Raw genomic sequence first — 13,537 nt, forward strand, 5'->3', positions numbered from 1 at the left:
CTGGCAATATCATGTATTACGATTACTATGACTACTCGCCATATGACATGCGCCAAAACACAAGGATCATTTCAGACCTTGAGAAGGCGATCAATGGTGAATATTCTGCGATCCAATGCTACGAAAAACTTGCCCAAAAAGCAAAAAACCCTGAGGCGAAAAAGGTCATTCAAGAAATACGTCAGGATGAAGTCAGACACTATCAACTATTTTCAAAGCTATATTATTCTTTAACAGGTAGAAACCACAAACCAAGCGTAACAGAACCTTGTCCAGAACAATTCAGAGAAGGACTTATGTTTGCCTTTAAAGATGAACAAAAAACGGTCGATTTTTACTTAAGCGTATCAGACTATGTCCGTGACCAAGGAACAAAAGAGCTAATGAAACGTATCGCTCAAGATGAACAGCAGCATGCTGTATGGTTTTTATACCTTTTAACGCACCATGTGTCTTAGATAGTCCTATTTTAATAGGAGATCGTAAGTTCCGTCAAAAAATGAAATCGATTTTTCGTTCCTTCAATATGTCAAAGTTAGCGCTAAATGTAGCAAAATCTCACATCCCTTCCTCATTTTCAAACGAGAAAATGAGAATTTGACCATTAAAAAAACTCCTCTGCCACAAATGCAGAAGGAGTTTTTTCATGATCTTTTAATGAAATTTTGCTTCATTGCTTTGCTGCTGATGCTTGAGAACCCCATCAATTGACAGCAGCTTACTGCCGCTAAGTGTTAAATAAAGCGCCATGACGAGCAGCGAAAGTTCAAATTCATAACCGCCAACAAATCCTTTAGAAAAACCAACAGTAATAATCGCTACAGCCATAATTGGTACAAATAATGCTGCGAAAATACGTGTTCCTAGACCTAAAATCAAAGCGATACCCCCGACTAGCTCAATTGTCTTGACAATATAGGCCATAAATTCGGGTAAACCGATTTGCCCAAAGAATGCTGCTGTTCCTCCCAGTCCTCCTTGATATGCCTGAAGTCCATGTAAAAAGAAAATAATACCTAAAATAACGCGTACAAAAAGTGTTCCTATTTCTTGATTCGTTTTCATATAGTGAATTCCTCCTGTTTTTACACTACATAATGTAATGTTAATAAGTAAAAAAATTAGTAATTTAAGTTGAGCATAATCATTAAGACCACCATCAGAATGGCTGATGTGACAATTGGAATAATTGGTACATTAAAAGGAATATTGTAAGTTGGATTTAAGATTTTTTGTATTCTTAAATTCAATGCCCGATCTCCAAAGGACACCGCAAACTTTGTTTGTTTTTGAAACTGGGTTTTCTTTTTAATCAGTTTCAAAAGGGCCTGCCCTACTCCAAGCTCTGTACCTGTCTGCTGAATGGCATAGTCATCTGCAATCACTTCGCGAAAAACAGAGTAGCTTTGTCTCATATGCTTTAACACTGGAATGTACCAAATGACTTTTGTGAGCATTGAGAACATGAAAGCTTTTAAGGGATCATAGCTGTATTTGTGATGCAATTCATGATGAACAACAGCGTCAATCTCCTCTTTATCCAGCATGTCCATGAGAGCTGTTGATAAATAAACCTTTGGGTGAAGCATCCCCATTGCAAAGGCAAGCGGTTCTTGACAGCGAAACACAATGATATCGTTTTGATATTTCTCTGACAGAGATTCGGTTGACTGTTGTTCGACTGCCAACATCATATGTCGTTTGAATTGAATGTACTTTCTAATTTGCTTTGCCATATAGAAAATTGCAAATCCCAATGTGTAGAGGACTAAGGCATCTAGAAAATACTTTAAAGGAGTGAATCCATAAAATTCGAGCACGGACTGGCATACATGGATCAGGTTATATGCTTGGTTCCAGCCAAAAAAGCTTGAAAGCACGTAATACCCCATCTGATAAAAAATGGCTAAACCAATCAATATACCGCCTAAAAACAGCAGACTCGACTTCATTTTATTCATTTTGCTGCTCCTCTTTTTTAGATGCTAGCCTTGCTTCTAGAACTTTGAGTAATTCAGGATCAGCACTTTCAATCGCATCCACCATATGATTCACTGCCAATGGACCAAAATCGTCCATCAATCCTTGCGTAATCCATTTTGTTTGCTCATTTAGAAATTCTTCTTTTGTTAAAATGGGATTATAAATAGATGAGCGCCCTTTTGTTTTCTTCTCCACAATTCCTTTTTCGGTTAAGCGGTTCAGCACAGTCATCACCGTGTTGAAATTAATCGGCTTTTCATCTGACAGCTTCTGCTGCACCTCTTTAATCGGCATATCCTCACCTTGATAAAGGATCTCCATAATTCTTCCCTCTAAAGGACCAAAAAAACGATTCAATCCCTTTTCATTATATTTAAAAGAAGGAATTTTCATGTTATCACCCCACACTAAGCATTGTAGTGTAATTGAAAATGATAGTCAACTGATAAGATAAATAGGGGAAAATCGTTGTATATTGACTTTGCTTTTGGTAAAAATTATTTCTTTCTTTATAAGAATTTGCTAACCATTTATTGATAAGATAATCTTATGAAAATGGTAAAAAAAATCGTATTTTATTTATAGAGACTTTTGTATTATAGTGAAGATAACAACATTTCACTTACTGAACAAACATATAGGAAGAAGGTTTACATGTGATGAAACAAGGAAACAGCCTTCGAACCGATCTCATTCTGATTGCGATAAGCGGTTTAGGTGGATTTCTTTTGTCTTTAACAGGAATGTCTATTGGCTGGATGGTTGGTACATTAATCACAGCAGCTTTTATTGCCATGCGCCGCCCCACCCTGTTTCAGCGTAAAGGAACCAGCACCTTACGTATTCACAGCAGATGGCTGCTCCTTGGTCAATTCATTCTCGGAATCGAACTCGGACAGAAAATGAATATGAAGGTCCTTCACATTTTCGCTGAAAATTGGCTCCCTGTGAGTTTCATGCTCGTCTTTTCTATTCTACTGGCGATGCTCTCAGGCTTTGCCTTATGGAAGCTGAGCAAAACAGATATGCTGACAAGCTTTGTCGGAACTGCCCCCGGCGGTTTATCCGCTATGCCTGGGATTGCCCAAGAGGTGGGAGCAAATACAGCTGTTGTGAGTCTCGTGCAAACGATACGTGTATTAATGGTTGTACTCACTATCCCTTTTACAGTGTTTTATTTAAATACAAAAAACGAAGCGGATGCGGCTGTAGCTACGCAAGGGAGCGCCTTTTCTTCGGGCGTTTTCACCCTGTCAAACATCTCTTGGACCGCTGCGCTTATTTTAGGTGCCTGGCTCATGTCACGCCTGGCAGTTCGTCTTCATTTCCCTGCCCCTTGGCTGATCGGCAGCATGCTAGGCGTCGCAGCTCTTCAAGTTGGTACGGGCGCACTCATAGGTTATGATTTGATTCCTTATTGGCCGGCACAAGCGAACATTGCGTCTCAAATATTTCTAGGTGCAACCATCGGATCAAAAATGAATAAACAGATGTTTGTTGGACTAAAAAACACTCTCATTGTGGCTGTTGTCAGCTCAGCCGGGCTAATTGCTGCGACTGTCCTCAGCTCTATTGCCATTGCTGAGATCACAGGCATTTCTGTCATTACAGCCATTCTTGCCTTTTCGCCTGGCGGTATTGCAGAGATGGCAACAACAGCGGTCACACTTCACGAGGATTCTACCTTTGTTCTGGCTGTACAAGTCGTCAGAATTATTCTCGTCATTGCAATGCTGCCACCGTTTTTCCGGTTCTTACATCATGTCTGGGCAAAAAGGCAGCCTGATTATAAAGCCGCAAAATAAAAAAGAGACGCTTTGCATATGCAGAGCGCCTTTTTTATTCGCTGGTATTCCTTTTGACACCGACGACTTGATCCTTTGAAATGGTGCCAAAATGCCGGCTGTCAAAGCTATGTATTCGGTTATCTCCAACCACAAAGTAATGATTGTTTTTGATTTTATCGTCTCCTGTGATGGCTTTCAGCTGAAAATCTCCTGTCAGGACGTTCCCCATTTTATGTTTTTTCTGCTCTTTTAAATAAGGTTCCTTCTTTTTTTCACCATCGACAAATAACTGATCATCTTCATACTTGATCGTTTCTCCTGGGAGTCCAATGACCCGTTTGATCAAGATTTGATTTTTAGGTCCGTGAAATAACACATAATCAAACCGGCTAATTTTCGTGAGTTTTGGCGAGAACTTATTGATTAATAATTCTGTTCCATCTGTAAAAGTTGGGTCCATACTAACCCCTTCTACTTTGTACGTGACAAACATGAAATTCTTTACTTGGAACAATAAGACGATGCCTGTAATAATCATCAACCATAGCAATGGCTTCTTTTTCATTAAGAGCCTCCTTTGTCCTCACGCTTGCTCATTCGAATGTTCAACCTATTTTCTACTCTCTTTCCAACATACCATAATAACGCGATAACTAGAACCGCAAAAACACTTCTTAACGGATTCTTAACTAAAGCAGAAAGATCATAGCCAATAAAACTAATGATAAAGAGCATGACACACTTGCCAGATAAAGCAGCTAATGAGAATTGCCAAAAGCTAATTCTTGATAAACCCGCTACAACATTGACGGCAGCAGAGGGCGTGAAAGGAAAGCAAAGTAAAATAAATAACGGACCAAACCCCCGCTTCTCCACCCAAAGCATCAATTTTTTAATGGAAGGATGCCTACTGATAAAGTTGAGCATTCTCATCTGTCCAAATTTTCTGATCAGCAAAAAGACAAGAATAGACCCTGCACTTGCGCCAATCCAGGTCAATAAAAAGCCTTCCCAAAGGCCAAATGCATTTGCATTCGCTACAGCAAACGCAACGAGTGGTAAAAACGGAAGAAATGCTTCTATTAAGGGTAGCAATATGGCCACAATTGGTCCAAAGGCCTTGTAGCTTTCAAAAAATGATGTGATATTTTCATGAGTAAATAGGGAAAGAAATGATGTCAACTTCTTTGACTCCTTCAAGGTTTGTCTACTTTTCATTTTACATGGAAAACATAAAAATATACAAATGAATCCCCCCTGCCCCCTTGAGATTGGTTGACTCATTCGATATAATAAATAAGAACAAGTGTTCTATATATATAAAGAAAGCAGGCTTGGACATGACGAGACTATCAAGAATACAGCTTCAGATGATGGAACAGGCCATCTTTCTTCCAATGGTCATCTCCATCCTCAATCGTGATTTGACTCACTTAAAACAACATCAAACATTTAAACTAAATGAACCATACATTCAGCTTGTAACCTCTGCCTTAAAGGAAGCACAGAAAGCACTTTATGAACTGAAGCAGCATTTACGTAAAGAAAAAATGAAGGTACAGCAAATTGAACACGATGAAGGATTTACAACGTACCTATTTATCATGAATGGCTATGAAGAAAAGCATAAATACTTTAATCCACGTATACGCCACCGGGTAGAGGAACTGCTGACTCAGTATTTTCTTCATCAAGCGAACTGAATTTGCTTCATTGTCGCGCTTACCCATTCAAAGCAAAAAGCCTGCCACAGCGGCAGGCTCCTTCTTGTTTATGATAATTCAAGCTGTTCTCTCAGCTCTGTTCTCACTTCGTCTAATCCAGCGCCATCTAACTCAAAGTAATACACATTCCCAGGCTGATAATCATGGCCCTTTAGCTGAATGGTATCCACTGATTTCAATGAGCTCAATAACGGGAAAAGACCGATAAACTGCTTCATAGTCAGATTGGTTGAGACGTTATCACTAAGTGTATCAATGATGTTATCATATGACGGGATCGAAGAAATGGATTTAGATTTTTCAAAGATGGCTTGAAGTGCTTCCATTTGGCGCTTTCCGCGCATGAGGTCACTGTCTGCCTTTCTCGTTCTCACAAAGGCTAATGCTTCTTCACCATTTAATGTATGGGCGCCTGTCTGCACATGAACTTTTCCCTTTGAATCCTTTTCCATTTGTTTTGCGATACCTTCATCTTCAATCGTGACGTCAATTCCGTTTAACTCATCCACAATGTCTTGAAACGCCTTAAAGTTCCCTGAAATCACATAATCTACAGGAATGTTCAGCAGGTTTTCGACCGTTTTGACTGACAAATCTGCACTCCCAAACGCATGGGCGTGGGCGATTTTATCATATCCTCTTCCCGGTATATCAACATAAGAATCACGAGGAATACTGAGGAGCTTGATGGTTTTCTCTGTTCGGTTCACCGCCGCCAGTAAGACCGCATCACTTCTTGCTTCGTCTACCGTTTCACCTGGACGGCTGTCAATTCCAAGCAGCAGCACCGAGAAGCTGTCTTTTCCTGGATCAAAAGCTTTCACACGCTTTTGCGAGGTGTCTCCTCTTTCTAATGACACTTGTGCCTTATCCGACGCTTTTGAAATTTTATAGTAAGCATATCCTGTCACGGACACTGCCATCACCATGACAAAAGCCATGATAAACAGCACGGCTTTCACCCAAGGTCTCAGCCTTCTTTTTGATCTTGTTTTTTCCTTCATCCTTTCCGAACCCTCACTCTATCTTAGTCTATCAATGTAGGTTCCACTATAACATATTTTGATGAAAGTTTCCTGCACGCAACATATTTTTATGAATCCACAATAAAAAAAGCCGCTCAGTATGAGCAGCTTTTCTTCCATTATTTTTGGTCAATTCCTTGTTTTACTTCATCAATCATGGCAGTCAATGATTCAAGGCCGCCGCCAGATAAATACCACATGTCAGAGTTCAAATACACCACATGGTTGTTTTTGACCGCTTTGACTGATTTCACATAATCATTTTCAACAAGCTGTTTCGCAGAAGTTTCTTCTCCGATCGCTGCGCCTCGATCAATGACAAATAAGTAATCCGGATTCGTTTTGACCATGTACTCATATGAAATGCTTTGTCCGTGTTTGTCAGATGGCTCAAGCTTTTGATCTGCCGGCGTGATACCAAACACATCATGGATGAGTCCGTATCTTGACTTAGCACCAAAGGCTGTCATTTTACTGTCGTTGGCCATGATCATTAAACCATTCTGTTTCAACTCTTTTGCCTGTTTCTTTAATGCATCTACTTTTTGATCAATGGCTGCTAATTCTTTTTTGACTTCATCTTCCTTATCAAAAATTTCCCCTAACGTCGTGGCATTCTTTTTAAATGATTCCATATAGTTGGCAGTGTCTACATCCATCAAAATCGTAGGAGCAATTTCAGAAAATTCATCGAATGCATCTGATTGACGAGACTGAATAATAATCAAATCGGGCTTAATCTCTGCAATTTTTTCGAAGTTCGGCTCTTTTAAACCGCCGACATTCTCATATTTGTCACCTTCATATTTGGATAAATATTTAGGCACGACTTGTTTTGGTAAAGCTGTCACATCCACACCTAGTTTGTCCAGCGTATCAAGACTTCCCATATCAAACACGACGACTTTTTTCGGGTTTTTCTTGATCTTCACGCCATCTTTATTCAGCATGTCTTTTACCGTGACGGTTTCCTCTTTTGTTCCTTCTGTTTTTCCTTGGTTCCCGCAGGCAGCGAGTACAACAATCGCTGTTAATACAGTCATCATCCAAATCCATTTTTTCATACTTGATCACCTCTTCATTTTTTTAAGAAAAATATAAGCAAATACGCTCACCGTGAATGACTTCAATCGGTATGCGCATGTCATAAATTTGTTCAAGTGCATCTGTTTGAATCACTTCTTCTACTCCACCTTCTTTGATCACCTGTCCATCTTTTAAAGCGACGATATGATCGGAATACACAGATGCAAAGTTAATATCATGGAGAACCACAACAATTGTTTTCCCAAGATCTTTGACGAGCTGCTGAAATAGCTTCATCATCTCAACAGAATGATTCATATCCAAGTTGTTTAAAGGCTCATCTAAGAAAATATAATCCGTATCCTGAGCCAGCACCATCGCAATAAAGGCTCTTTGCCTTTGTCCGCCGCTCAGTTCATCTACATATTGATGCTGGATATCGGCAAGCCTCATGTATTGGAGGGACACATCGATCATCTTCTCATCTTCTTTTGTCAGATGGCCCTGTGAGTAAGGAAAACGGCCAAAGCTGACAAGCTCCCGTACGGTCAGGCGCACACTCATGTGATTGGCCTGCTTTAAAATGCTCATCTTTTTCGCTAGCTCCTGCGGAGGATACGCGCTATATGGTTTGTCCTGTAAATAAGCTGCACCTGTGTCTGGCTGAATCAAGCGGCTCATGATGGACAAAAGCGTGCTCTTACCCGCACCATTTGGACCAATGAGAGAGGTCAGCTGTCCTTTTTTCACACTGACAGTTGTTTTGTGAAGCACTGTTTTTCCATTATATGTCTTACTGACTCCCTTCATCACGACCATGAACGACTCTCCTTTAAAAGTAAGTAAATAAAATACAATCCGCCTACTAAATCAATCAGGACACTCAGCGGCGTTTGAAAAGTAAATACCTTTTCGACAAGAAACTCCCCGCCTACAAGGGCAATCACACTGATGAAAAAAGAGCCTAGCAGCAAGTACGTATGCCGGTATGTACGAAATAGCTCTCTTGCCACGTTCACGACGAGTAAGCCAAGGAACGTAATCGGTCCGACAAGTGCTGTTGCGATGGACACAAGAACGGCTATCACGATCAGCATCTTTTTTGTGATGCTGTCATAGTCAATTCCCAGATTCACCGCATGCTCCTTCCCAAGTGACATGACATCTAATTTGGAGCGGAATGTCCAAATGTAAAGGCACAGCGCCGCAAATAAAACAGAAGCAATGAGTAAGATATCTGTGTTCATGTGATTAAAGCTTGCAAAGGATTTATCTTGTACGACCTGGTATTCATTTGGATCAATCAGCATTTCCATAAAAGAAGAAAGGCTTTTGAACAATGTCCCAAAGACAATACCAACAAGCAGAAGCAAGAAAATGTGTTTATTTTTGCGTTTGAACATCACCGTATATAACAGCACAGAAAATAGAATCATCAGCCCAACGCAAAGGAAAAAATTCAGGTTTTTATTGACGATCATAAAATTGGCCGAGCCAAACAGATAAATAATCGCTGTTTGCAAAAACAAGTACAGTGCGTCTAAACCCAGTATGCTCGGCGTTAAGATTCGATTGTTGGTCAAGGTTTGGAAGACAACAGATGAAAAGGCAATCGCGCCTCCCGTCAATGTCATCGCCAGCACTTTCTTTAAACGACTTGGCACTGTGTACGGCCAGTACCCCATTTGAAAGGTAATGAAAATCACGATCAGCACGGCTGCAATGGCTGCAATCAGGCATAATGTACGTTTCTTATGCATAGCGTTTCCTCCTTAATAACATGTACAGGAAGATCGCACTTCCGACGATGCCTACCATGAGCCCAACTGAAATTTCATATGGATAAATGATCACCCTTCCGAGCACATCACAAATCAGAACAAAAATGGCTCCTAGTAAGGCTGTATGCGGAAGGCTCTTTTTCAAGTGATCGCCGCGGTAGATCGATACAATATTCGGAATGATTAAGCCTAGGAATGGCAACATTCCGACAGTTAATATGGTGACAGATGTAATCATCGAAACGATCACCAAACCAACCGCCATCACACGTTTATACGTTAAACCTAAGTTGATGGCAAAGCTCTCACCCATACCCGCCACTGTAAAGCGGTCAGCATATAAATACGCGATGATCAATAGTGGAACACTCACATAGAGCAGTTCATAACGCCCCTGAACAATAAGAGAAAAATCCCCTTGAAGCCATGCAGATACGTTTTGGATCAGATCATATTTATAGGCTATAAACGTAGATATTGAACTGACAATCCCGCCAAACATTAAGCCGACTAACGGTACATAGATCGTATCGTTCACCTTAATATGCCGCAGGATTTTTAAGAAAAGAAGATTCCCAGCTAAAGTAAATAGAAACGCGATTCCCATTTTCATGAGCGGGCTCGCATGTGTAAAAACAAGCATTGCTGCTAAAATACCAAGCTTCGCCCAATCCATCGTTCCTGCAGTGGTTGGTGAAACAAATTTATTCCTCGTCATGCTTTGCATAATAAAGCCGCATAAACTAAGGCTCATGCCAGCAAGCACAATACTCATGAGACGCGGGATGCGACTTGAAACTAACGTATGTAATTGTTCATCTGTTAAATGAAACATCTGTAAAATGGACAGATCCTGTACACCGACAAACAGTGATACACATGCCAAACATACAAATAATAAACTTAATTGATACAACTTCATACTGGTTTCTCTCTTTCTATCAAGCTCTTTCCGCTAAAAATGATTATCATTATCAATTAAGCGACAGTTCATATATTATCACATCTAGTAAAATATTCAATAGCAGATTGAGAAAGACGGAAACTCATGAAAAAACAGCCTGCGGCAGCGGCTGCTTTTTCACCATTATTGAATGCTCACTTGAAATTGTCCTTTCAATTCCTCTTCTGCTTCTTGAAATAACTGCCTTACGCTTTCTGCATACTCGCCAAGAGCGTCTTTGCTCGTTTCAAAATTTACCCATGTCAGCTCTATTGGAAGATTTACTTCTCCTGTCAAACAGTCCCATAGGGCATCAAGATTTTTCCCGTAATAGTCAGGAAGGTGTAAAACTGTTTTTAGTTGGTCATGAAGCTCTTCTTGCGACCTGCACGATGCGCCGTCCAGCTGCACTTTTTTCATGTCATCTTCCCCTCTCATGCCTTTATTTTAAACGAACAGAAGGAAAAAGAGAAAGCGGGACTCCTCACTTTTGTTTCTGTCTGACACTTGAGATCAAAAGGATGAGACAAGCAGCCAAAACGACCAAGAAAAAGACGGTTAACACCATCTGGGTCCCGTACAGATCAGCAAAAAGACCGATAAAAACACTCGGAATACCCAGACCTAAATAGGCAAACAAGTAAAACCCTGCAACGGCTCTAGCTGACTCCTTTTTCCCCCGTTCGACAATAAGCTGAAGACCACCTAAATAAGTAAATCCATAGCAGGCAGTACCCGCAAGCATCGTTCCGGCAAGCACAAGAAGGATGGACCCGCTATTTGCTCCAAATAGCAAAAGGCCGTATCCGCATGGAAGACAGATAAACCCGGCAAAGAGCGCTACTGTGCTATTCATCTTGCGAACAAAAGGCTGCATCAGGACACCTGCCATATTAATCAAAAAGAGTGCCGGCCCTACCCATAATTCATATCCATTCAATTTAAGCTGTGCTGGCAAAACCGAAATGACGAGGCCGCACACCGACCACGCGATGGCAATCGCTGCATTCGCCGGCATTGTTCCTTTTGGAAATGTTGGCATGTTCATCATCGGTTTACCTGAATCTCCTTGTACAGGCGGAACGAAAAAGAAGACACCCACGATGGTTAGGATTAAAAGGCCCAGCACAATCCAATAGCTAAGAGGCGCAAGCGACATACGCTGAAAAGAAAGCAGTGCCGTAAAAAGAGCACCGCCCCCAAAGCCAACCGAACTGCATAACGCAATAAAAGTTGGAATCCAGCTTGATTTTTCTGGATATAAAGCAATCAAATAAGCGGTGCATGTGCCAACACTCAGACCAAGCCCCACCCCTTGCAGCAGCCGGGCTGCAAAGAGCATTTGTATGGTAGGGTGCACGATCATCAATAGGGTAGCACATAACGAAAAGCTTAGCGCGACCAATAAAACCGGTTTGCGTCCAGCCCGATCAGATATGCCGCCAAGAAAAAGCAAGACTGGAATCAGTCCGAAGACATATGCAGCAAATACAAGTGCTGTAGCCGCCTTTCCGTACCCTGCTTGTTCTCGGCATACAACGTATAAAGGGGCACTTGCAGATTCACTGCGGTCGTAATCATAAAAAGACCAAATAAAACGAATATAAATGGAATGATGGATAGGTGTGCTGTTTCTTCTTTAGAAGCAGGGATCATTTGACTCTCTCCTCTATGTCATAAGCATATGAGAACAGTGTACACACCTTTTGGGTTACTTCCTATATCCAAAAATGATGCTATTGACCACTCCATAATTCCGTGTCATCATCAAGTTATATGTGACAATGAGAGAAGGTGTCCGATGTATATTTATTTAGACCGCTCAAGTACAACCCCGCTCTGGCAGCAAATCGTGACTGGAATCATTCAACAAATTCATTCACAAAAACTGAATCCTGACGATCAGTTAACACCAACACGGGTATTAGCACAGGAGCTCAATGTATCAAGATCAACTATACAGCTTGCCTATGATGAACTGCTGGCAAGAGGATATGTCAGCACATCTAGAAGAGGCGGTACAAAGGTCATTTCGAGTGACCACTATGCAGCCTCCACTCCCCATCAAAGTGAGCCGCCTTTCCCTCTTCCTGTAAGACCACACTTTCAAGAGGCGGAGAAACAAATGGACCACTGGCTGTCGGCCAATCAATTTCATGAGAAACTCGATATTGATTTTCGACATCAGGAGCCAGCCATCGATGAACATTTTCAAAATATATGGAAACGGTCGCTCACGAAAGCATTACAGCGATTAGATATGAAAGATTGGGGCTATTCCTCCCCGCACGGATTATGGGAAGTACGTTCAGAAATACGCCAATACTTATCTGTAGAACGCGGAATCGATGTAGAAGAAAATCAAATGGTGTTAACAGGTGGCACGCAGCAAGCCATTGATTTGATTTCACAGGTATTGCTTAAAAAAGGCGATACAGTAGCTGTTGAAGATCCAGGCTTTCCTGGGGCAAGGCTTTCATTTATGTATCGTGAAATGAACATTTATCCCGCACCCGTCGATGAAGAAGGAATCATGGTGAATACAGTGCCACGGCAAACAAAGCTGATTGCGGTGACGCCCTCCCATCAGCGTCCAACCGGTGTATGTATGAGTGTCAACAGAAGGCAGCAGCTGCTGAAATTTGCTGTCAGCCATCAGTCTTATATACTAGAGGATGATTTTGATGGAGATTATCGTTATCATGGCGGACCGCTTCCTTCATTATTTTCAGAAGCACCCGACCATGTGATTTACATCTTAAGCTTCTCCAAGGTGCTGACACCCGGCATCCGCCTTGCTGCCATTATCGGCTCCAAAGCGGTCATAAAAGAAATCGCTTCCCTGCAATCACTCATTCAAAGACAGCTGCCCATTATGGAACAGATCACGCTCGCTTCTTTTTTCAGAGAAGGAGAATTCACGCGATATGTCAGGCGAATGAGACAGCTGTATAAAAAAAGACAGGCTGCCATGATGGATGCCCTTTTGACACAACACTTTGACAAGCACTTTCATATCTATGGAACCGATACGGGTCTTCATGTCTTTTTAGAAGGAGCGCCAGACTTTGACGAAAAAGGCAGTATTGAAGCAGCCAAAGCAGCGGGCGTTGGCATTTATCCATTAAGTCCTTATTGTTTTGAGAGCAATCGAAAGGGATTACTGCTAGGCTTCGCCTGTACGGACGAAAACATGATTCAAGAGGGTGTCCGCCGCTTAAAGCAAATACTTTATATGTAAAAAAAGCCTGGAAGTCCGCCTTCCAAG

Annotated in this window: 16 protein-coding genes; 4 read left to right on the forward strand and 12 right to left on the reverse strand. The window is 41.4% G+C overall.

Features of this window, described 5'->3' with window-relative positions:
- Window positions 1-11 precede the first annotated feature (11 nt).
- Complete coding sequence (locus C6Y01_RS04530) at window positions 12-458, forward strand: ferritin-like domain-containing protein (RefSeq protein ID WP_034663474.1); 447 nt, start codon at window positions 12-14, stop codon at window positions 456-458.
- A 196-nt stretch (window positions 459-654) separates the two neighbouring features.
- Here the strand turns inward: C6Y01_RS04530 and C6Y01_RS04535 are convergent, their stop codons facing one another.
- Genes C6Y01_RS04535 through C6Y01_RS04545 form a run of 3 tightly spaced genes read right to left on the reverse strand, consistent with a single transcriptional unit; the run spans window position 655 to window position 2,376 of the window.
- Window positions 655-1,065, reverse strand: coding sequence for a DoxX family protein (locus C6Y01_RS04535; protein ID WP_034663477.1), 411 nt, complete (start codon window positions 1,063-1,065; stop codon window positions 655-657).
- Window positions 1,066-1,121: 56 nt separating this feature from the next.
- Window positions 1,122-1,961, reverse strand: coding sequence for a M56 family metallopeptidase (locus C6Y01_RS04540; RefSeq protein ID WP_034663481.1), 840 nt, complete (start codon window positions 1,959-1,961; stop codon window positions 1,122-1,124).
- Window positions 1,954-2,376, reverse strand: a complete 423-nt coding sequence (locus C6Y01_RS04545; protein ID WP_024425495.1) for a BlaI/MecI/CopY family transcriptional regulator — start codon at window positions 2,374-2,376, stop codon at window positions 1,954-1,956. Before C6Y01_RS04545 ends, C6Y01_RS04540 begins: the two co-directional genes overlap by 8 nt.
- Window positions 2,377-2,642: 266 nt before the next feature.
- On the opposite strand from C6Y01_RS04545, the gene C6Y01_RS04550 reads away from it, so the two are divergent.
- Window positions 2,643-3,788 carry an AbrB family transcriptional regulator gene (locus C6Y01_RS04550; protein WP_106037876.1) on the forward strand — a complete coding sequence of 382 codons (1,146 nt, stop codon included), beginning with the start codon at window positions 2,643-2,645 and terminating at the stop codon, window positions 3,786-3,788.
- 34 nt (window positions 3,789-3,822) lie between these two features.
- Here the strand turns inward: C6Y01_RS04550 and lepB are convergent, their stop codons facing one another.
- Both lepB and C6Y01_RS04560 read right to left on the reverse strand, forming a co-directional pair.
- Window positions 3,823-4,335, reverse strand: a complete 513-nt coding sequence (lepB, locus tag C6Y01_RS04555; RefSeq protein ID WP_034663490.1) for a signal peptidase I — start codon at window positions 4,333-4,335, stop codon at window positions 3,823-3,825.
- On the reverse strand, window positions 4,335-4,952 hold the full coding sequence (locus tag C6Y01_RS04560; protein WP_034663493.1) for a TVP38/TMEM64 family protein: 618 nt from the start codon (window positions 4,950-4,952) through the stop codon (window positions 4,335-4,337). The genes lepB and C6Y01_RS04560 overlap by 1 nt, the downstream gene beginning before the upstream one ends.
- A 158-nt stretch (window positions 4,953-5,110) precedes the next feature.
- Here C6Y01_RS04560 and C6Y01_RS04565 point away from each other — a divergent pair, with 158 nt between their 5' ends.
- Window positions 5,111-5,473 (forward strand): YhjD family protein, encoded by a 363-nt coding sequence (locus C6Y01_RS04565; RefSeq protein ID WP_034663496.1) that lies wholly within the window; start codon window positions 5,111-5,113, stop codon window positions 5,471-5,473.
- 68 nt (window positions 5,474-5,541) lie between these two features.
- Here C6Y01_RS04565 and C6Y01_RS04570 read toward each other — a convergent pair whose 3' ends face one another.
- The 7 genes from C6Y01_RS04570 to C6Y01_RS04600 all read right to left on the reverse strand — a co-directional run bounded on the left by C6Y01_RS04570 (window position 5,542) and on the right by C6Y01_RS04600 (window position 11,890).
- Window positions 5,542-6,498: an LCP family protein gene (locus C6Y01_RS04570; RefSeq protein ID WP_034663498.1), complete on the reverse strand. Its 957-nt coding sequence runs from the start codon at window positions 6,496-6,498 to the stop codon at window positions 5,542-5,544.
- 140 nt (window positions 6,499-6,638) lie between these two features.
- On the reverse strand, window positions 6,639-7,583 hold the full coding sequence (locus tag C6Y01_RS04575; protein ID WP_034663500.1) for a siderophore ABC transporter substrate-binding protein: 945 nt from the start codon (window positions 7,581-7,583) through the stop codon (window positions 6,639-6,641).
- Window positions 7,584-7,605: 22 nt separating this feature from the next.
- On the reverse strand, window positions 7,606-8,364 hold the full coding sequence (locus tag C6Y01_RS04580) for an iron ABC transporter ATP-binding protein (RefSeq protein ID WP_106037877.1): 759 nt from the start codon (window positions 8,362-8,364) through the stop codon (window positions 7,606-7,608).
- Window positions 8,355-9,305 carry an iron chelate uptake ABC transporter family permease subunit gene (locus C6Y01_RS04585; protein WP_034663507.1) on the reverse strand — a complete coding sequence of 317 codons (951 nt, stop codon included), beginning with the start codon at window positions 9,303-9,305 and terminating at the stop codon, window positions 8,355-8,357. Before C6Y01_RS04585 ends, C6Y01_RS04580 begins: the two co-directional genes overlap by 10 nt.
- Window positions 9,298-10,248: an ABC transporter permease gene (locus tag C6Y01_RS04590; protein WP_066031073.1), complete on the reverse strand. Its 951-nt coding sequence runs from the start codon at window positions 10,246-10,248 to the stop codon at window positions 9,298-9,300. Before C6Y01_RS04590 ends, C6Y01_RS04585 begins: the two co-directional genes overlap by 8 nt.
- 165 nt (window positions 10,249-10,413) lie before the next feature.
- Window positions 10,414-10,689, reverse strand: a complete 276-nt coding sequence (locus C6Y01_RS04595) for a barstar family protein (protein WP_060595943.1) — start codon at window positions 10,687-10,689, stop codon at window positions 10,414-10,416.
- A 64-nt stretch (window positions 10,690-10,753) separates the two neighbouring features.
- The gene (locus tag C6Y01_RS04600) at window positions 10,754-11,890 is read right to left on the reverse strand and encodes an MFS transporter (protein ID WP_317615136.1); all 1,137 of its coding nucleotides are present in this window, start codon (window positions 11,888-11,890) and stop codon (window positions 10,754-10,756) included.
- A gap of 180 nt (window positions 11,891-12,070) precedes the next feature.
- Between C6Y01_RS04600 and pdxR the strand changes: the two genes are divergently transcribed.
- Window positions 12,071-13,510 carry a MocR-like pyridoxine biosynthesis transcription factor PdxR gene (gene pdxR, locus C6Y01_RS04605; RefSeq protein ID WP_034663517.1) on the forward strand — a complete coding sequence of 480 codons (1,440 nt, stop codon included), beginning with the start codon at window positions 12,071-12,073 and terminating at the stop codon, window positions 13,508-13,510.
- Window positions 13,511-13,537 lie beyond the last annotated feature (27 nt).

Origin of the sequence: Bacillus sp. NMCC46 (genome assembly GCF_002998465.1) — a bacterium.
GTDB lineage: Bacteria > Bacillota > Bacilli > Bacillales > Bacillaceae > Bacillus.